This window comes from Nocardioides sp. zg-1228, assembly GCF_017086465.1.
GTDB lineage: Bacteria > Actinomycetota > Actinomycetes > Propionibacteriales > Nocardioidaceae > Nocardioides.
The window spans coordinates 1,303,831-1,321,559 of the sequence record NZ_CP070961.1; the positions used below are offsets into that span (position 1 = coordinate 1,303,831).

The 17,729-nt window shown below is 73.5% G+C and carries 23 protein-coding genes; 12 read left to right on the plus strand and 11 right to left on the minus strand.

Translation table 11 applies throughout. The features are described from left to right. Positions 1 to 33 precede the first annotated feature (33 nt). Entirely contained in the window at positions 34 to 921 is an 888-nt protein-coding gene (locus JX575_RS06275) for an inositol monophosphatase family protein (RefSeq protein ID WP_186341594.1), read from the minus strand. Between the two features lie 42 nt (positions 922 to 963). Here JX575_RS06275 and JX575_RS06280 point away from each other — a divergent pair, with 42 nt between their 5' ends. Next, on the plus strand, positions 964 to 1,425 hold the full coding sequence (locus tag JX575_RS06280) for a DUF2231 domain-containing protein (RefSeq protein ID WP_186341595.1): 462 nt from the start codon (positions 964 to 966) through the stop codon (positions 1,423 to 1,425). Between the two features lie 24 nt (positions 1,426 to 1,449). Here the strand turns inward: JX575_RS06280 and rsgA are convergent, their stop codons facing one another. From rsgA to JX575_RS06295, 3 genes are read right to left on the minus strand one after another with little or no spacing between them, the layout of a single operon-like run. Then, complete coding sequence (rsgA, locus tag JX575_RS06285; RefSeq protein WP_186341596.1) at positions 1,450 to 2,454, minus strand: ribosome small subunit-dependent GTPase A; 1,005 nt, start codon at positions 2,452 to 2,454, stop codon at positions 1,450 to 1,452. Then, on the minus strand, positions 2,451 to 3,758 hold the full coding sequence (gene aroA / locus JX575_RS06290; protein WP_186341597.1) for a 3-phosphoshikimate 1-carboxyvinyltransferase: 1,308 nt from the start codon (positions 3,756 to 3,758) through the stop codon (positions 2,451 to 2,453). The genes rsgA and aroA overlap by 4 nt, the downstream gene beginning before the upstream one ends. 20 nt (positions 3,759 to 3,778) lie before the next feature. After that, positions 3,779 to 4,309, minus strand: a complete 531-nt coding sequence (locus JX575_RS06295; protein WP_186341598.1) for a DoxX family protein — start codon at positions 4,307 to 4,309, stop codon at positions 3,779 to 3,781. Between the two features lie 16 nt (positions 4,310 to 4,325). Here JX575_RS06295 and JX575_RS19880 point away from each other — a divergent pair, with 16 nt between their 5' ends. The 6 genes from JX575_RS19880 to JX575_RS06320 all read left to right on the plus strand — a co-directional run bounded on the left by JX575_RS19880 (position 4,326) and on the right by JX575_RS06320 (position 7,665). After that, a complete protein-coding gene (locus JX575_RS19880) occupies positions 4,326 to 4,691 on the plus strand; it encodes an SOS response-associated peptidase family protein (protein WP_346776146.1) in 366 nt (121 codons plus the stop codon). Continuing rightward, positions 4,649 to 5,185, plus strand: a complete 537-nt coding sequence (locus JX575_RS06300; RefSeq protein ID WP_346776143.1) for an SOS response-associated peptidase — start codon at positions 4,649 to 4,651, stop codon at positions 5,183 to 5,185. Before JX575_RS19880 ends, JX575_RS06300 begins: the two co-directional genes overlap by 43 nt. Next, complete coding sequence (locus JX575_RS06305) at positions 5,182 to 5,844, plus strand: alpha/beta family hydrolase (RefSeq protein WP_186341599.1); 663 nt, start codon at positions 5,182 to 5,184, stop codon at positions 5,842 to 5,844. Before JX575_RS06300 ends, JX575_RS06305 begins: the two co-directional genes overlap by 4 nt. Before the next feature lie 62 nt (positions 5,845 to 5,906). Continuing rightward, a complete protein-coding gene (locus JX575_RS06310; RefSeq protein WP_186341600.1) occupies positions 5,907 to 6,566 on the plus strand; it encodes a sigma-70 family RNA polymerase sigma factor in 660 nt (219 codons plus the stop codon). After that, complete coding sequence (rsrA, locus tag JX575_RS06315) at positions 6,563 to 6,850, plus strand: mycothiol system anti-sigma-R factor (RefSeq protein WP_186341601.1); 288 nt, start codon at positions 6,563 to 6,565, stop codon at positions 6,848 to 6,850. The genes JX575_RS06310 and rsrA overlap by 4 nt, the downstream gene beginning before the upstream one ends. A 254-nt stretch (positions 6,851 to 7,104) precedes the next feature. Continuing rightward, the gene (locus JX575_RS06320; protein ID WP_186341602.1) at positions 7,105 to 7,665 is read left to right on the plus strand and encodes a sugar O-acetyltransferase; all 561 of its coding nucleotides are present in this window, start codon (positions 7,105 to 7,107) and stop codon (positions 7,663 to 7,665) included. A 56-nt stretch (positions 7,666 to 7,721) separates the two neighbouring features. Here the strand turns inward: JX575_RS06320 and JX575_RS06325 are convergent, their stop codons facing one another. Next, positions 7,722 to 8,414 carry a hypothetical protein gene (locus JX575_RS06325; RefSeq protein WP_186341603.1) on the minus strand — a complete coding sequence of 231 codons (693 nt, stop codon included), beginning with the start codon at positions 8,412 to 8,414 and terminating at the stop codon, positions 7,722 to 7,724. 141 nt (positions 8,415 to 8,555) lie between these two features. Here JX575_RS06325 and JX575_RS06330 point away from each other — a divergent pair, with 141 nt between their 5' ends. Further along, positions 8,556 to 8,960 carry a hypothetical protein gene (locus tag JX575_RS06330; protein WP_186341604.1) on the plus strand — a complete coding sequence of 135 codons (405 nt, stop codon included), beginning with the start codon at positions 8,556 to 8,558 and terminating at the stop codon, positions 8,958 to 8,960. Positions 8,961 to 9,039: 79 nt separating this feature from the next. On the opposite strand, the gene JX575_RS06335 is transcribed toward JX575_RS06330, so the two are convergent. Next, positions 9,040 to 9,414, minus strand: a complete 375-nt coding sequence (locus tag JX575_RS06335; RefSeq protein WP_186341605.1) for a thioesterase — start codon at positions 9,412 to 9,414, stop codon at positions 9,040 to 9,042. Between the two features lie 100 nt (positions 9,415 to 9,514). Here JX575_RS06335 and JX575_RS06340 point away from each other — a divergent pair, with 100 nt between their 5' ends. Together JX575_RS06340 and JX575_RS06345 are read left to right on the plus strand one after the other, a co-directional pair. Continuing rightward, positions 9,515 to 10,027: a SigE family RNA polymerase sigma factor gene (locus JX575_RS06340; RefSeq protein ID WP_241005360.1), complete on the plus strand. Its 513-nt coding sequence runs from the start codon at positions 9,515 to 9,517 to the stop codon at positions 10,025 to 10,027. Continuing rightward, positions 10,024 to 11,445 (plus strand): hypothetical protein, encoded by a 1,422-nt coding sequence (locus tag JX575_RS06345; RefSeq protein ID WP_186341607.1) that lies wholly within the window; start codon positions 10,024 to 10,026, stop codon positions 11,443 to 11,445. Before JX575_RS06340 ends, JX575_RS06345 begins: the two co-directional genes overlap by 4 nt. 4 nt (positions 11,446 to 11,449) lie before the next feature. Here the strand turns inward: JX575_RS06345 and JX575_RS06350 are convergent, their stop codons facing one another. The 3 genes from JX575_RS06350 to JX575_RS06360 are packed head-to-tail and all read right to left on the minus strand — an operon-like array spanning position 11,450 to position 14,483. Next, entirely contained in the window at positions 11,450 to 11,938 is a 489-nt protein-coding gene (locus JX575_RS06350) for a GNAT family N-acetyltransferase (protein WP_186341608.1), read from the minus strand. 10 nt (positions 11,939 to 11,948) lie between these two features. Then, entirely contained in the window at positions 11,949 to 13,619 is a 1,671-nt protein-coding gene (locus tag JX575_RS06355) for an acetolactate synthase (RefSeq protein WP_186341609.1), read from the minus strand. 9 nt (positions 13,620 to 13,628) lie between these two features. After that, on the minus strand, positions 13,629 to 14,483 hold the full coding sequence (locus JX575_RS06360; protein ID WP_186341610.1) for a DUF2785 domain-containing protein: 855 nt from the start codon (positions 14,481 to 14,483) through the stop codon (positions 13,629 to 13,631). 47 nt (positions 14,484 to 14,530) lie between these two features. Between JX575_RS06360 and JX575_RS06365 the strand changes: the two genes are divergently transcribed. Continuing rightward, the gene (locus JX575_RS06365; protein WP_186341611.1) at positions 14,531 to 16,009 is read left to right on the plus strand and encodes a PAS domain-containing sensor histidine kinase; all 1,479 of its coding nucleotides are present in this window, start codon (positions 14,531 to 14,533) and stop codon (positions 16,007 to 16,009) included. 6 nt (positions 16,010 to 16,015) lie between these two features. On the opposite strand, the gene JX575_RS06370 is transcribed toward JX575_RS06365, so the two are convergent. Then, a complete protein-coding gene (locus JX575_RS06370; RefSeq protein WP_056601527.1) occupies positions 16,016 to 16,267 on the minus strand; it encodes a WhiB family transcriptional regulator in 252 nt (83 codons plus the stop codon). Positions 16,268 to 16,421: 154 nt separating this feature from the next. Between JX575_RS06370 and JX575_RS06375 the strand changes: the two genes are divergently transcribed. Then, on the plus strand, positions 16,422 to 16,841 hold the full coding sequence (locus JX575_RS06375) for a hypothetical protein (protein ID WP_186341612.1): 420 nt from the start codon (positions 16,422 to 16,424) through the stop codon (positions 16,839 to 16,841). A 39-nt stretch (positions 16,842 to 16,880) separates the two neighbouring features. On the opposite strand, the gene JX575_RS06380 is transcribed toward JX575_RS06375, so the two are convergent. Continuing rightward, a complete protein-coding gene (locus JX575_RS06380) occupies positions 16,881 to 17,729 on the minus strand; it encodes an RNA polymerase sigma factor SigF (RefSeq protein WP_186341613.1) in 849 nt (282 codons plus the stop codon).

Consider the following 17,729-nt stretch of genomic DNA (forward strand, 5'->3'; position numbering starts at 1 on the left):
CCGGCACCGAGGGACAGGGGTGCCGCGTCCCCGTCAGTCGAGCACCGGCGGCGCCTGCCGGGTGCGCAGGGTGCTGACCGAGCCGGGGCCGCGACGGGGCACGTCGGGGTCGGTGTCGTCGTCCGCCGCGCCCAGGAACGACAGGGCGGCGTCGTGGAGGTGGCCGTTGGAGGCCAGCGCGTTGCCGCCCCACGGCCCGTCGGTGCCGTCGAGCGAGGTGAACCGGCCGCCCGCCTCGCGCACGATGACGTCGAGGGCGGCCATGTCGTAGAGCTCGAGCTCCGGCTCGGCCGCCAGGTCGACGGCCCCCTCGGCGAGCAGCATGTAGGACCAGAAGTCGCCGTAGGCGCGGGTGCGCCAGCAGCGCCGGGAGAGGGAGACGAAGTCGTCGAGGCGGTCGCGCTCGTCCCAGCCCGACAGCGAGGAGTAGCTGAGCGACGCGTCCTCGAGGCGTCGCACGTCGGACACCTCGCACCGCGTGGCCTTGAGCAGGGAGCGGCCCGTCCACGCGCCGTTGCCCGCCGAGGCCCACCACCGGCGCTGCAGCTGGGGCGCGGAGACCACGCCGAGCACGACCTCGTCGTCGATGGCGAGCGCGATCAGGGTCGCCCAGACCGGCACGCCGCGCACGAAGTTCTTCGTGCCGTCGATCGGGTCCACGATCCACCGCCGCTGTCCGTGCCCGGTCGTGCCCTGCTCCTCGCCGACCACGGCGTCGCGCGAGCGGACCCGCGAGAGGGTGCGCCGGATCCCCTCCTCGACGGCCCGGTCGGCGTCGGTGACCGGGGTCAGGTCGGGCTTGCTCATGACGTGGAGGTCGAGGGCCTTGAAGCGGGACTGGGTCAGCGAGTCCGCGTCGTCGGCCAGGACGTGGGCCAGGCGCAGGTCGTCGGTGTGATCGGTCGAGCCGGTGCGGGGCATGTTCACAGGCTATTCCCAGCCTCGCGCCCTAGCCTGCACCCCATGGAGCTCAACGGGGTGCCGCTGCACCCGCTCGTCGTCCACGCCGTCGTCGTGCTCGGGCCGCTGGCCGCCCTGACGGGACTGGCGTACGCCGCCGTGCCGCGGTGGCGCTGGCTGCTGCGGTGGCCGCTCGTGGTCCTCGCGGTCGTGGTGGCCGGCGCGGCGCTCCTCGCGGTGCAGGCCGGGGAGGACCTGCTGGCGTCGCGCCCCGAGCTCGCGCCCATCGTGGCCGACCACGAGGATGCGGGGGGGATGCTGCGCAACGTGGTCCTCGGCTACGTCGTGGTCGCCGGACTCGCCGCCTGGGCCCTGGGCGGCGCCTCGGCGCTCGCCTCCGGCCGGGGTGCCCGCGAGACCCGCTTCGGCGTCCCGGTGGCGGTGCTGCTCGTCGCCGCGTCGGTGGCCGTCCTCGTCACGGTCTACCTCGCCGGGGACTCCGGCACGACGGCGGTCTGGGGCTAGGCGCTCCGGTCCGGCGCCGGGCGCTCACCAGTCGGTGGAGGCCTCACGGGCGGCGAGCAGCCGCCGGAACGACTCCACCCGGTCGGGGTCGGCCTCGCCCGCCGCGATCGCCTCGTCGAGGCCGCACTCCGGCTCGTCGCCGCCGTGGGTGCAGCCGCGCGGGCACGTCTCGGTCATCTCGTCGAGGTCGGGGAACGCCTCGATGAGGTTCTCCGGCCGCACGTGGGCGAGCCCGAAGGACCGGATGCCGGGGGTGTCGATGATCCAGCCGTCGCCGTCGGGCAGCTCGAGCAGGTAGGCGCTGGTCGAGGTGTGGCGCCCGCGGCCGGTCACGGCGTTGACGATGCCGACCTCGCGGCCGGCGTCGGGGATCAGCGCGTTGACCAGGGTGGACTTGCCGACGCCGCTGTGGCCCACCAGCACGCTCGTGCGCCCCCTCAGCCGGTCGCGCAGCTCGGTGAGGTCGCCGGCGCCCTCGCCCTTGAGCTGGGTCACCACCCACGGCACCCCCAGCGACCGGTAGGTCGAGAGCAGCGTCTCGGGGTCGGCCAGGTCGGCCTTGGTCAGGCACAGCAGCGGCGCCATCCCGGCGTCGTAGGCCGCCACCAGCGCACGGTCGATCAGCCGCGGGCGCGGCTCGGGGTCGGCCAGGGCGGTCACGACGACCAGCTGGTCGGCGTTGGAGACGATGACCCGCTCGACCGGGTCGTCGTCGTCGGCCGTGCGGCGCAGCGTGGTGGTGCGCTCGACCACCTCGACGATGCGGGCCAGCGACCCGTCGGCGCCACTGGTGTCGCCGACGACCCGCACCCGGTCGCCCACCACGACGCCCTTGCGTCCGAGCGGGCGCGACTTCATCGCCATCGCGCGGTGGCCGTCGACGAGCAGCGTGAAGCGGCCGCGGTCGACGGTGACCACCCGGGCCTCGACGGCGTCGTCGTAGGTGGGCCGGTCCTTGGTGCGGGGACGGGTGCGGCGCCGTGGCCGCTCGTAGTGCTCGTGGTCGTGCTCGGAGTAGCGACCCGTCACGAGCTCGCCCCGACGCCGCTCGGGGCGGCGCCTACGGCCCGGCTCCAGGCCCCGGCGAAGTCGGGGAAGGTCTTGGAGGTGGTGGCGATGTCCTCCACGAGCACGTCGTCCACGGCGAGGCCGAGGATGACGCCGGCGTGGGCCATGCGATGGTCGGCATAGGTGCGGAACGTGCCGCCGTGCAGGGGCGCCGGCCGGATGGTCAGTCCGTCCTCGCGCTCGGTCACGTCGGCCCCGAGCCGGCCGAGCTCGGCGGCGAGCGCGGCGATCCGGTCGGTCTCGTGGCCGCGGATGTGCGCGACGCCGCGCAGGTGGGAGGGCGAGTCGGCCAGCGCGCAGAGGGCGGCCACGGCGGGAGTCAGCTCGCCGACGTCGTGCAGGTCGAGGTCGACACCCGAGAGCCGCGGCGGCCCGACCACGGTGAGGCCGTTGTCGCCGAGGGCGACCTCGCAGCCCATCAGCGTGAGGATCTCGCGCAGCTCGTCGCCTGGCTGCGTGGTCGAGGAAGGCCAGTCGGTGACGGTCACGCGGCCTCCGGTCGCGGCCGCGAGGGCGAGGAACGGCGCGGCGTTGGAGAGGTCGGGCTCGATGTCGTGGTCGACCGCCCGCACCGGGCCGGGGGAGACCGCCCAGCGGTTGGCGTCGCCGTCGTCGACCTCGACACCGTGGCGGCGCAGCATCTGCACGGTCATCTCGATGTGGGGCAGCGACGGCACGGGCTTGCCGACGTGGCGCACGTCGACACCGTGCTCGTAGCGGGCGCCGGCGAGCAGCAGGGCGGATACGAACTGCGACGAGGCGCTGGCGTCGATGGTGACCGTGCCGCCGGGCACCGATCCCGTGCCCGCCACCGCGAAGGGCAGCGCTCCCCGGCCGCCGTCGTCGACCCGCACCCCGAGCGCGCCCAGCGCCGCGAGCATCGGGCCGACGGGGCGCTGCCGCATGTGCGGGTCGCCGTCGAAGCGCACCGTGCCGCGCGCCAGGCCGGCGATCGGCGGCACGAAGCGCATCACCGTGCCGGCCAGGCCGCAGTCGACGTCGGCGTCGCGGTCCCAGGGGGCGGGGGAGACGGCCCAGTCGCCCGAGCCGGGGCCGCTGGTGTCGTGGACCTCCGTGCCGAGCGCGGTGAGCGCGCCGACCATGAGCAGGGTGTCGCGCGAGCGCAGCGGACGTCGTACGACGCTGGGGCCGTCGGCGAGCGCCGCGAGGACGAGCGCCCGGTTGGTCAGCGACTTGCTGCCCGGCAGCGACACGACCCGGTCGACGGGGTCGTGGGGGCGCGGGGCCGGCCAGAGCTCACTCACCCGCGCACCCTATCGAGACCTCAGGTCAGCTGGGCCTTGGCCAGCTTGGCCTCGCGGCGGGCGTTTTTGGCGACGTGCCGGGCCTCGCGGCGCACGTCGGACGCGGCGCGCCGGGCCCGCCAGGCCAGCCCGGGCCTGCCCTCGGTGTCGACCGCGGCCAGCAGGAGGCCACCGAGGACGGAGGTGTTCTTGAAGAACTGCAGGCGCTGGGCGTTCTTGGCCTGCGGCTCGGTCTCGTTCCAGAAGGCGTGCCCCGCCAGCGTGGTCGGCACGAGCGAGGCCGCGAGCACGGTCGCGCTCAGGCGCGGCGCCCGGCCGGTGGCGAGGGCGGCGGCGGCGACGATCTGGGCGCCGGCGTTGATCCGGACCAGCGTGGCCGGGTCGGTGGGGATCGGCGCGCCGGGCGCGACCTGCTCCACGACCGGCACGACCTGGTCGACCACCTTCTTGGCCCTCTGAGCGTGCCCCTCGGTATTGCGGAGGGCGTTGATGCCGCCCGCGACGAAGATCGTGGCCAACATGGGGCGTGCGAGCAACCGGGTGATCGTCATGCGCCCTGTCTACACGATGTCCTCGCGGCGCTGCCGCGCCCGCAGGGGTGCGCCGGTGCCGCGCGGTGCCACTCGCGCCGTGCCACTGAGGCCGACGCCCGGCTCCCCTAGGGTGGGCCACGTGTGTGGTCGCTATGCGTCGTCCCGGAGCGCCGACGACCTCGTCGAGGAGTTCGAGGTCGTCGAGAGCCGCATCGCTGCCCCCTTGGCGGCCGACTACAACGTCGCGCCCACCAAGGAGGTCTACGCCGTCGTCGAGCGGCCGTCGTCGAGCGGCCGCCGTCGCGCGACTCCGACGAGCCCCCGCAGCGCCAGCTGCGGGTCCTCACCTGGGGCCTGGTGCCGTCGTGGGCGAAGGACCCCTCCATCGGCAACCGGATGATCAACGCGCGGATGGAGACGGTGGCGGACAAGCCGGCCTACCGCAAGGCGTTCGCGTCCCGTCGCGCGCTGCTGCCCGCCGACGGCTACTTCGAGTGGTATCCCACCTCGCGCACCGACGCGAAGGGCAAGCCGGTCAAGCAGCCGTTCTTCATCCGTCCCAAGGACGGCGGGGTGCTCGCGATGGCGGGGCTCTACGAGATCTGGCGCGACCCGTCGAGGGCCGAGGACGACCCCGACCGCTTCCGCTGGACCTGCACGGTGCTGACCACGGAGGCAGAGGACTCGCTCGGGCACATCCACGACCGGATGCCGCTGATGGTGGAGCGCGAGCGCTGGCACGAGTGGCTCGACCCGACGACGCCGGGCGACACCTCCCTCCTGGTGCCGGCCGCACCGGGCCGCCTCGAGGCCTACGCCGTGCCGAGGCTGGTCAGCAACGTGCGCAACAACGGCCCCGAGCTGATCGAGCCGCTGCCCCTGGAGGACGAGTGAAGAAGGCCTCCGTCCGCACCGTCGCCACCCCGCACGGGGAGGGCCGCCTCCACACCCGGCGCGCCAACCGGCCGATCGCCACCCTCCTGCTCAGTCATGGCGCCGGCGGGGGCGTGGACGCCCGCGACCTGTGGGCCCTGGCCGACGCGCTGCCCGCGCAGGGCTTCTCCGTCGTGCTGTTCGAGCAGCCGTGGCGCGTCGCGGGGCGCAAGATCGCCACCGCACCGCCGACCCTCGACGTCGCGCTGACGTGCGCCGCCGACGCGATGCGGGTGCGTACGCCCCTCGTGGTCGGTGGACGCTCCGCCGGCGCCCGCTCGGCGGCCCGCACGGCCCGCTCGCTCGGCGCCAGCGGCTGCCTGGCGCTGTCGTTCCCGCTCCACGCGCCCGGTCGCGCCGAGCCCACCCGCCTCCCCGAGCTGCGGTCCGTCGGCCTGCCGACGCTCGTGGTGCAGGGCGAGCGCGACGCGATGGGGCGGCCCGAGGAGTTCCCCGGCGACCTCGGCGGGCTCGACCTGGTCGTGGTCCCGGGGGCCGATCACGGGCTCAAGGTCCCCGCGCGGGGTGACATCAGCCAGGACGAGGCGATGGGCATCGTGGTCGAGTCGACCCTGGAGTGGCTGGTGCGCGAGATCGTCGGGAATCCCCGGGCGGGGTGAGGTGTTGGGTCGGTGTGACTGCGACGACCCTGGATCCACCCACGGCGGTACGCTGGGACGCGATGACTGAATCGCTCCGGGACGAGACGTCCCCCCCTGTCGAGATCGCCGTCGAGGACGAGAGCTCCGACGAGCGCACCACGCGCTTCGAGCGCGATGCGCTGCCCTACCTGGACCAGCTCTACGGCGCGGCGATGCGGATGACCCGCAACCCCGCCGACGCCGAGGACCTCGTGCAGGAGACCTTCGCCAAGGCCTACAGCGCCTTCCACCAGTTCAAGCCGGGCACCAATCTCAAGGCCTGGCTCTACCGCATCCTCACCAACACCTACATCAACACCTACCGCAAGAAGCAGCGGCAGCCGCAGCAGTCGATGTCGGAGGACGTGGAGGACTGGCAGCTCGCCCGCGCGGAGTCGCACTCCTCGACCGGGTTGCGGTCGGCCGAGATGGAGGCGCTCGAGCACCTGCCCGACTCGGAGGTCAAGGACGCCCTGCAGCGCCTTCCCGAGGAGTTCCGCCTCGCGGTCTACCTCGCCGACGTCGAGGGATTCCCCTACAAGGAGATCGCGGAGATCATGGACACGCCCATCGGCACCGTGATGTCCCGCCTGCACCGCGGTCGTCGCCAGCTCCGCGACATGCTGGCCGACTACGTGCGGACCAACGACCTCCTGCCGGCGTCCACGGTGCCCGGACCGGGAGAGGGGAGCAAGGCGTGAGCAGCCACGAGCACCACGGCCCCGACGACAGCGACGACGACTGCGTCGACTACATCGAGCGCATCGTCTACCTCCTCGACAACGAGCTCGACCAGGCCGACTGCACCGTCGTCGAGATGCACCTGCGCGAGTGCGGTCCCTGCCTCGAGCGCTACGACCTCCAGCGTGCGGTCAAGCAGCTCGTCGCGCGGTCGTGCTCGGAGTCGGCGCCGGAGTCGCTGCGCGACCGCGTACGACTGCAGCTGCACCAGGTCCACGTCCGGATCACGGACGCCGGCGCCTGAGCCGACAGGCCCCGAGGCCGACCCGATTCGCCGCCTCCGGGCGGATTTGAGACACTGCTCCGAGCACCGACTCCAGGAGGACCACCATGGGCAAGACCGGACGCAAGCGCCGCGCTCGCAAGAAGAAGGGCGCGAACCACGGCAAGCGCCCCAACGCCTGACGCGCACCCGCGCCGTCATCTCGTAGAAGTCCCCGCTGCGGCGGGGACTTTTGCACGTCCGGGCACGGGCCGGGTGGCTTGTACGGTGGCGAGATGAGCGAGAAGACGATGCGCGATCGGATGCTCGCCGGCGAGCCCTACATCGCCGACGACCCCGTCCTGGCCGAGGAGTCCCGGCGCGCCCAGCTGCTGGCCCACCGGATCAACACGCTGAGCCCGAACGACACGGTGGGGCGTCGCGAGCTGCTGGAGGAGCTGTTCGAGGGCTTCGGGGAGGGCAGCCAGCTGCGCCCGCCCCTGCACTGCGACTTCGGCTACCAGACGACGATCGGCGCCCGGACCTTCATCAACTGGGGCGTGGTGCTCCTCGACGTCGCGCGGATCACGATCGGCGACGACGTGCAGATCGGCCCCCACGTCCAGCTGCTCACCGCCACGCACCCGATCGAGCCCGGCCCGCGGCGCGACAAGTGGGAGGCCGCGGAGCCCATCACGATCGGCGACAACGGCTGGCTCGGCGGCGGGGTGATCGTGTGCCCCGGAGTGACGATCGGGGCAGACACGGTCGTCGGGGCGGGGTCGGTCGTGACCCGCGACCTGCCCTCCGGAGTCGTCGCGGTGGGCTCTCCGGCCCGGGTGATCCGCGAGCTCTGACGGGCGCCGTCGGCCTCGGTCGGTGTGTCCCGGGTGGCCACCCCGGACGTGCAGGCTCAACGCACGAAGTCGATGTAGCGGGACTGCGAGTCCGTGATCCGGGGTGGCCGGTCGCCTCCGCCGAGGAGCATCGTCGCGGCCCCTGCCCGCTTGGCGGCGCGCAGTCGGCGCAGGGCGGCGTCCCTGCCGCCGATGTGGGCAAGCGTCTTGACGTTGATCGCGATGCCGACCTCGTCCGCCGCACCGAGGACCCGGCGGTAGGTGCCGGGCCGCTCGAAGGCCCGTCCACCCTTGACCTCCCACTCGATCCCCGTCAGCCCGACGCGGGCCGCCGCGCGGACCATCTCCACCATCGTCGAGATCCGGTAGGGCACGGGGTCGCCCGACCTGAGCCGGCGGACCTCCGGAAGGGTCAGGTCGGCGAAGGCCGCGTCCGGGCTGATGAGGCCCAGGGGGTCGCGGAACCGCTCGCGGGCGACGTTTGGCCAATGCGTTGCGAGGGGGACGCGGTGTCGTCGGGCAGCGTCCCAGCAGTAGTTGGAGTCGATGTCGATCCAGGTGGCTGTCCGAGCGGCCAGGCGCAGGCCGCGCATCGAGTTCTGAAGCCGGTAGGGGCGGTCCTCGTGGAAGACCTGGCGCGGTGGAGCGACGTGGTCGGGGCGGAGGGACGGGGCCGGGGGCTGATCGACAGACGGACCGGTGCTGCACCCTGCCAGGGCCAGCGTGAGCACGACTGCGGCACGGCGCACGTGGGCCAGTTTCGCACGCACCGCCCTGTGACGCCGCGCTCCGGCGGCACTCGATCACCCGGGGCCCGCTGACCTGCAGATCCGCGCACCACCAGTGCGCATGCCCGGACGTCGAGGACCCCGACCTGACATGGTGCGGCCATGGATCCAGTCCTGTCCGAGTCGGTCGAGCCCGTCCTGCGGGACCTCGCCCGCACGCAGGTGGACGCGCCGAGGTTCGACGACCACGACTGGATCGGCGACCGCGAGTACGTGTCGTGCATGATGTGGAGCGCAGACGGCAGCGGTTCGGGATTGTCCGTGCGACGGGCAGCATCCCGCGAAGAACGCGTTGCGCACGCGGCCGACCAGGTGCAGGAGTGGGCCATCGAGAATCGGCTGTGGACCTCGGCGCCCACCAACTGGCCTCCGTGTCCGATCCATCCCGCAAGCCACCCGTTGCGCGCGAGCGTTGCCGCGTCGAATGCGGCGTGGGTGTGCCCCATCGATCATTCCGTGGTGGCGCTGATCGGTGAGATCCGGGAAGACCTCTTCGGCATCGGCTGATCCGCGTGTGCGGGCTGGCTATCGACCACTGTCGCAGCCGAGGTGTCGCACTGACCGCCTGAGCCCGCATCCTCCGTCGTCAGAGGCGCGAGAGGAACCGCTCGGCGTCGACGACGACGCGGGTGATCTCGCCGGCCGCGAGCACCTTGCCCGTGGTGGTGTCGCGGGCGCTGACGGTGAAGCGGTGCAGCCGGCCGTCCGCGTAGGCGCTGGAGGCGCTGACCTCCACCTCGGCGCCGACGGGGCTGGCTGCGAGGTGCTCGACCTGCACCCGCGTGCCCACGCTGGTGGACCCCTCGTCGAGCGCGGGGTCGAGGCTGGCGCAGGTGGCGGCCTCCAGCCAGGCGAGCAGCCGCGGGGTGCCGAGCACGGGGAGGGACCCGCTGCCCACCGCGGCTGCGGTGTCGTCGTCGGTGACGGTGTAGGTCAGCGTGGCGGGCGCGAGGTCGGGCATGGGCAGGCCTTCCGGGGAACGTGAGGTCGGTGCGGCAACCTGAGGAGCACACACACGTCTACCAGACATGAGCGCGAGGACCGCAGGGGTGGGGATGGGGATGGAGCCGTCCGTGGACATCACCGAGCTCTACGCCGCCCACCGACTCGGCCTGGTGCGGCTCGCCGTGCTCCTCGTCGACGACCTCGCGTCCGCGGAGGACGTCGTGCAGGACGCCTTCGCCGCGCTCGCCCGTCGCCCCGACGCGGTCCGGGACCCGTCGAGGGCGCTGGCCTACCTGCGGGTCTCGGTCGTCAACACCGCCCGTTCGGCGCTGCGCCGGCGGCGTACGGCGCGGGCGTACTCGCCACCGCACGATCCCTCGCCGCCGACGCCGGAGGACAGCGCCGTGCTGGCGGAGGAGCACCGCGAGGTCATCGAGGCGTTGCAGCGGCTCGCCCCGCGGCAGCGGGAGGTCCTGGTGCTGCGCTACTGGTCCAACCTGTCGGAGGCGGAGATCGCCCGGACGCTCGACATCAGCCCGGGCACCGTGAAGTCGACCGCCAGCCGCGCGCTGGTCGCGCTGGAGAGGGCCATGACGTCCGCCCACGACCTGGGGGAGGAGCAGCGATGAGCACCACACCCGGCGCCGGTCCCGCCATCGAGGACCGGCTGCGCGCCGCCCTGGCCGCTCGCGCCGAGCTGGTCCGCCCCGAGGACCTCGCGCCACCCGCCCCGGTGGCGCCGCTGCGCCCGCGCTGGCGCTCGCCGTGGGTGCTGCTGGCCACGGCCGCCGCGGTGCTGCTCGTGCTGGGCATCGTCGTCCAGGGCCTCGGCCGCGACACCCGGTCCGACGACGTCGCGCCGAGGCCCGATGCGCCGGAGGTGGAGCTGCCCGCCGACGTCGGGCGCGACTGGAAGGCCGACGACCTGTCGAGCCCGGCCCGGCTCGACCTCGACGGCGACGGGGTGAAGGAGAAGGTCCAGTTCCTCGCCGAGCGCACCAAGGACTACGACGGTCGGATCCGGATCCAGACGATCGTCAGCAGCACCGGCCGGGAGGCCTACGGCATCGCCGAGCTCGGCTCCACCATCGGCACCACTGCCCTCGAGCCCGTCGACGCCGACGGCGACGGCGACCAGGAGCTGGTGCTCTACTACGACGACCTCGGCGAGGGCGGCCCCGGAGGGCTGGGCCACCCGCTGGTCTTCGACCTGCGCGCCGGGCTGCTCGTGCAGGCGGTGCCCGAGGAGCCCGACCTGCTGGTGCGCGGCTACGTCCCCGTCGGGGGGAGCGAGACCGAGCACTACCGGATGGTCCACCTCCACGACTACTGGATCGAGGACGGCGAGCTGTGGTCGAGCCGGTCGGTCGACGCGTACGCCGAGGGCGGCATGAGCCTGCTGCGGCCCGAGACCATCGTGGTCGACGCGTGGCGGTGGGGCCTCGACGACGACGGGGTGCTCCGGGCGACGGGGGCCGGGTGCCTGCGGATGGGGCTCGGGCAGCCGTCGCCGGACCGGCCGTGCGGCGACGACACGGAGGACGCGCTGCCCGACCTGGCCCCTGCGTCGGAGGACACCTTCGGGCCGGGGGAGGGCGCCGCCTTCGACATCGGCTACCGCTTCACCGCCCGCATCGAGGCGGGCGCCCCCCCGGTGCTCGTCGTCGAGGGGGGCGACGGCACCGCACGCCACCGGCTCGACGTGGCCGACCCGCGCGTCTCGACGGTGCAGCCGGCCTCGGTCCTGTCCGACGGTGCCGCGTTGGTGGTGACCTCGGCCTCGGACCCGTCGCGGGTCCAGGTCGTGGTGCAGGACGGCGACCGGCTGCGTGTCCTCGTGCCGACCGGCGAGATCGCGCTCACCGCCGACGGCACCCGCACGTGGCTGACCACCGACGGTGACCTCGTCTCGACCGTCGAGGGCGAGGACGGCACCTGGGGGGCGTGGCGGTGGCAGATGGTCTCCGGCACCGAGATGGCCGCGCTGCCGTGGGGGACCGTCTGCCTCGACGACGTCGACGACCCGACGACGGCCCGCTCCTGCTGAGGCCTCAGAGCGGCTTGGTGAAGGCGAGCAGGTCCACGCCGGGCCGCGGCGACCAGTCGCGGCCCGGGTCACGGGCGTAGCCCCGGCGCTCGTAGACGCGGTGCGCCGCCGACATGACCGCCAGCGACGACAGCACCATGGACGTGGCACCGTCCTCGCGGGCGCGGTCCTCGCACAGGCGGGCGAGCGCCGTGCCGACCCCGCGGCCCTGCGCGGCCGGGGCGACCGCCAGCATCCGGAACTCACCCTCGTCGTCACGCGCGATCTCGCGCCAGCGCGACCCGAGCGGGCAGTAGGTCACGTTGCCGAGCACCTGGTCGCCGTCGAGCGCCACCCACACCTCGGCCTGCTCGTCGCGGGTGGCCACGTCGTGCAGGCGGCGGCGGTAGTCGTCGCCGGCGCGGGCGAGGAACGGCCCGTAGGCCGCCACGCACACGTCGCCGGCGGCGGACGTCTCCGGGCGGTGGATCCTGCGCAGCTCCAGCCCGGTCACCGACGCAGCCTCAGATGCCGAAGGTGTTGCGCGGGTAGGCCGCGTCGACGTCGGTGATGACGTTGACGAGGTAGGGCACGCCGGAGGCGTACGCCCGGTCCAGCGCGGGCCCGATCTGGCGGGGGTCGGTCACGGTCTCCCCGGCGCCGCCGAGCGCCGTGACCACCTGGTCGTAGGGCGTGCGCTGGGCCAGGTCGGCGGCGACGTCGTAGCCGTAGAGCATCTGCATGGGGCCCTTCTCCAGGCCCCAGGCGGAGTTGTTGCCCATCACCATGACGACCGGCAGGTCGTGGCGGACCAGGGTGTCGACGTCCATCAGTGAGAAGCCGGCCGCGCCGTCGCCGAGCAGCAGGGTGACCTGGGCGTCGGGGCGGGCGATGCGAGCCGCGATCGCGGCGCCGAGTCCGGCGCCGAGGCAGCCGTAGGGGCCGGGGTCGAGCCAGCCGCCGGGACGCTTCGGCTCGACGTACTTGCCGGCGAACGACACGAAGTCGCCACCGTCGCCGATCACCACCGAGTCGTCCTCGAGGCGGGGCACGAGCTCGCCGTAGATCCGCGCGGGGTGGATCGGGTCGGCCTCGGCCGTGAGGAGCTGGGCGTCGCGCTCGGCGGCGGCCTTCACCTGGTCGGCGAGCTGGTCGGACCAGGCCCGCCAGTCGGGCTTGTCGCCGCGCTCGATCGCGGCCTGCAGGCCGTCGAGCACCGTGGTGAGGTCGCCCGAGACGGACGCCGCGAGGTCGGCGTGGTGGGAGACCTGGCCGGGGGAGTCGGCGATGTGGACGACCCGGGCGAACGCGCCCGTCGGGCTCTTGTCGGGCCCGCCGAAGACGCCGTAGCCGAGGCGGAAGTCGAGGGGCGTGCCCACCACGACCACGAGGTCGGCACCGGCGAGGGCGGCGCCGCGGGCCTTGGCGACGAGACTGCGGTGCCCGCCGGGGATCAGGCCGCGTCCCATGCCGTTGGTCAGCGTGGGGATGCCGAGGTCGTCGACGAAGCGGAGGGCTGCCGCCTCGGCGTGGTCGGCCCACACGTCGGTGCCCAGCACCAGCACGGGCCGCTCGGCGCGGGCGAGCAGGCGCGCGACCGTCTCGATCGCGTCGCCGTCGGGCTCGATGCGGGTGCCCTCGCCCGAGCCGACGGTGCCGGAGGCGGAGTTGAAGAACTCGTCCATCGGCACGTCGACGAAGACCGGACCGCGGTGGCTGGAGCGCGCGAGGGTGAACGCCTCGTCGATGCCGGCCGCGACCTCGCCGGCCGTCATCAGCGTGGTCGCCGCCTTCGCGACGGGCGCGATGATCGGCGGCTGGTCGAGCTCCTGGAGCGAGCCGGTGCCCCAGCGGTTCTGCGGGGCGCGACCGCCGACCACGACCATCGGCGAGCCGGCGAACTGGGCCTGCGCGATCGCGCTGATGCCGTTGGTGACGCCGGGGCCGGCGGTGAGGACGGCGAGGCCCGGCACGCGGGTGAGCTTGCCCGTGGCCTCGGCGGCGAACGCGGCGGTCTGCTCGTGGCGCACGTCGATCAGGCGCATCGGCGGGTCCTGGCCGTCCTTGTTGATCCGCACCACGCCGTCGTACATCGGGAACACGTGGGCCCCGGAGAGGGTGAACATCGTCTGGACGCCGTGGGCGCGGGCGACATGGACGGCGAGCTCGCCGCTGTGGCCGGTGATCTCGGTCATGCGAGCAGGCTAGTGGGTGGGTGCCTGCAGGTAGTGCACGTTGGTCAGGCGCAGCGCCTCGATGACCGTGAGCAGCAGGTCGGAACGCACCTCGGGCGGGTCGGGCGCCAGGGAGAGGTGGACGAACAGGGCACGGAGGTACGCCTGGGGCATCGCCGTCGTCAGGAACGGGTCGGAGTCGCCACCCTTGCCGAACGCGTTGCCCGCCGCGGCGATGCGGTGCACCCACGGCTCGAGCGCGTCGCTGCCGAGCGTGTCGCGGCGCAGGACGCGCATCGCGGCGTGGGCCATCCGGTCGAGCTCGCCGGACGCCAGTGGCTCGTCGGCAGGCTGCCGCAGCACGCGCTCGGCCAGGACGTCGAGGAGCACCTCGTGCTCGGGCCCGCCGAGGTGGGGCGACTCGGCGAGGGCGCCGATCGCGTCTGCGCCGTGAGCCACCGCGTGCGCCCAGCCCTTGCCCGGCACGAAGCCCCGGGTGTCGCGCTCGGCGAGGAACCACACGGCGATGCGGTCGCCCCAGTCGAGGATCCTGGCGGCCGGCAGGAGGCGGTGCGCGGTGTCGCGCTCGAGGCACTCGGCGACGATGAGCGCGCTGAAGCTGCGGCGGAAGACGGTGTCGGTGCCGGACTCGCCCAGCCCGACCGCGAGCCCCGCGACCATGCCGTCGCCGAGCCCGGCCAGCAGGTCGTCGTAGACGCCGTTGTCGATCCAGGTCGCCAGGGCGGGGTAGGCGGTGCCGTCGCGGACCTCGGCCCGGGTCGAGCCGAGCATGGTGGTCAGCTCGGCGGTGAGGTCGTCGAGCGGACGGTCCGAGGGCACCTCGAACCCGGTGGCCTGCACCTGGTTCCAGTACCCGAGCGACATGGGGGACATCCTGCCAGCCGCCTCCCGCACCGCCCTAGTCTGGGCGGGTGCCCTCCCTCCCCGAGCTCGTGCGAGCCCACACCGACCTCGTCGAGGACGACATCGCCTGGCTCCAGCGGCTCATGGCGGACTGGCAGATCCTGGCCGACCTGTCGTTCGCCGACCTCGTGCTCTGGCTGCCGGACCGGGAGGGCAAGGGCTACTGGGCGGGCGGCCAGATGCGGCCGACCACCGGGCCGACCGCCCTCGTGGACGACGTGCTGGGCACCTTCGTCCCCGTCGGCCGGCGCCGGATGCTCGACGAGGCCTTCGGCACCGGCCGCGTCGTGCGCGAGGGCGACCCCGAGTGGCGCGACGACGTGCCGGTGCGGGTGGAGGTCATCCCGGTGCGCCGCGCGGGTCGGGTGATCGCCACCATCGCCCGCAACACCAACCTCATCGGCGTACGCACCCCGAGCCGGCTCGAGCTCAGCTATCTGCAGACCGCGTCCGACCTGACCCAGATGATCGCCGCGGGCCGCTTCCCGCTGAGCGGGCAGCGCAGCGACCACGCCGACTCGCCGCGGGTGGGCGACGGCTTCGTCCGGCTCGACGACACGGGGCGCGTCGTCTACGCCAGCCCCAACGGCCTCTCGGCCTACCGCCGCCTCGGCCTGCAGGGCGACCTCGCCGGGCTCGTCCTCACCGACCTGACCCGCGAGCTGGTGCCGGCGCGCAAGCGCCCCGACGAGGAGACGCTCAGCGCCGTGCTGGGCGGTCGCGACGGCCGGGCCACCGAGGTCGGCACCGACGAGGTGACCCTGATCGTCCGCAGCATCCCGCTGCGCCCGCAAGGCGAGCGCACCGGCGCGCTGCTGCTGGTGCGCGACGTCACCGAGCTGCGTCGCCGCGACCGCGAGCTGGTCACCAAGGACGTCACCATCCGCGAGATCCACCACCGGGTGAAGAACAACCTCCAGACCGTCGCGGCGCTGCTGCGCCTCCAGGCGCGGCGCACCCGCGCCGAGGACGCCAGGGCGGCCCTGGAGGAGGCGGTGCGCCGGGTGGGCTCCATCGCCATCGTGCACGAGACGCTGAGCCACGCCGTGGAGGAGACCGTCGACTTCGACGAGATCGCCGACCGGCTCGGCTCGATGGTCGTCGACGTCAGCGGGGTGGAGGTGCCGGTGCGCGTGGTGCGTGAGGGCTCCTTCGGCAAGCTGGCCTCGGAGGCCGCCACGCCGCTCGCGATGGTGCTCACCGAGCTGCTGCAGAACGCCGTCGAGCACGGCTACGCGGGCCAGGACCCGGCGACGCTCGAGCAGCCGGGGCGCGTGGTGGTCACGGCGCGCCGCATCACGGGCCGGCTGCACCTGGTGGTCGAGGACGACGGCCGAGGCCTGCCCGACGACTTCGACCCCGAGGCGTCCACCCAGCTCGGGCTGTCGATCGTGCGCACGCTCGTGGAGTCCGAGCTCGGCGGCGTGCTCGAGATCGGCCCCGGAAGCCGGGGCGCGCGGGTGCAGGCGGACCTGCCGGTCGACTGACCGTCCTCAGGCGGTGCGGATGCGCGCCCTGGCGTTGCGCCGCTTGAGCGCGCGGCGCTCGTCCTCGCTGAGGCCACCCCACACTCCGTGGTCCTGGCCGGCCTCGAGGGCCCACGCGAGACACTGCTCGCGTACCTCACATCGACGGCACACCTGCTTGGCCTCCTCGATCTGGAGGATCGCAGGACCGGTGTTGCCGATGGGGAAGAACAGCTCGGGGTCCTCGTCGAGGCATGCTGAGCGGCTGCGCCAATCCATGGGTCGGGGAATCCCTCTTTCACATCACGTCGGTTGCTGTTTACGGACGTTCAGCTGGCCCGGGCGCCGATGTGCGCAACGTCCAGACTCCCAACCTTTGAACGTTCCCACAACCCCCACCACCCGTCGCGTCCGTCACAACTACTGTTGTCCGGTGACCGTTACGCCCCCGCCAGGTCCCTCCCGTCCCGCGCTCGACGCCCCGCCCCCGCTCCTGGTCGCGGCGGCGCTGGTGGGGCTCGAGGCACTCCTGCTGCTGGGCCTGGGCGTCGTCGAGCTGTTCCACCTGCGCGCCGTCCGGCTCGCCATGGGTGTCACCACCGCGGCGTTCTTCGTGGCCGGCGCGGCCGCGCTCGCCTGGTGCGCGTGGGCGCTGCGCAACGCACGCCGCTCGGCCCGCGGGCCGGTCGTGATGGCGCAGCTGATCCAGCTGGGCATGGCCTGGAACCTCCGCGACGTCTGGTCGGTCGTGCTGCCGGGAGGGCTCGCGCTGGCCGCGCTGCTGGTCATCGGCGGGCTGCTCCACCCCGCGACGACGCGGGTGCTGGAGGAGAACGACCGGCTCGACGCCTAGCTGGGATGTCTAGCCAGGCGGGCGTGGGGAGACGGATGCTCAGTCGGCCTCGAGAGAGGTGCGCAGCTGGGCGAGCGTGCGGGTCAGCAGCCGGGAGACGTGCATCTGGGAGACGCCGATCTCCTCGGCGATCTGCGACTGGGTCATGTTCTTGAAGAAGCGCAGCAGCAGGATCCGCTTCTCCCGCTCCCCGAGGCCGTCGAGCAGCGGCTTGATCGACTCGCGGATCTCGACGTGCTCGATGTTGGCGTCCTCGATCCCCAGCGTGGCGAGCATCGCGGGCGGGCCCTCGTCGTTGTCGTCGGAGGCGTCGAGGGAGAGCGTCGCGTAGGCGTGGGACGACTCGATGCCCTCCATGATCTCCTCGACCGTGCAGCCGATGACCTCGGCGAGCTCACGGGGCGTGGGGGAGCGGCCCAGCCTCTGGGTCAGCTCACCGGTCGCCCCGCCGATCTGCATCCGCAGCTCCTGGAGCCGGCGCGGCACCCGGATCGCCCAGCCCTTGTCGCGGAAGTGGCGCTTGATCTCGCCGATCACCGTCGGCGTGGCGTAGGTCGAGAACTCGACGCCGCGGTCGGTCTCGAAGCGGTCGACCGCCTTGATCAGGCCGATCGTGCCGACCTGCACGAGGTCCTCGAACGGCTCGCCGCGGTTGCGGAAGCGGCGCGCGCAGTGCTCGACCAGCGAGAGGTGCAGGTGCACCAGGTCGTCGCGTGCCGCCGCCCGCTCGGCGCTGCTCGCCTCGTCGTCGCGCATCACCGCGAAGAGCTCGGCGCTGCGCGCGCGCACGTGCTCCAGACCACGAGGCACGACGTCGTCGTCGAGCCCGTGGTCGACGGTGGCCTCGAGCCCCGTCTCGCCCCCCGTGTCCCCCGTGTCTGTGCTCAT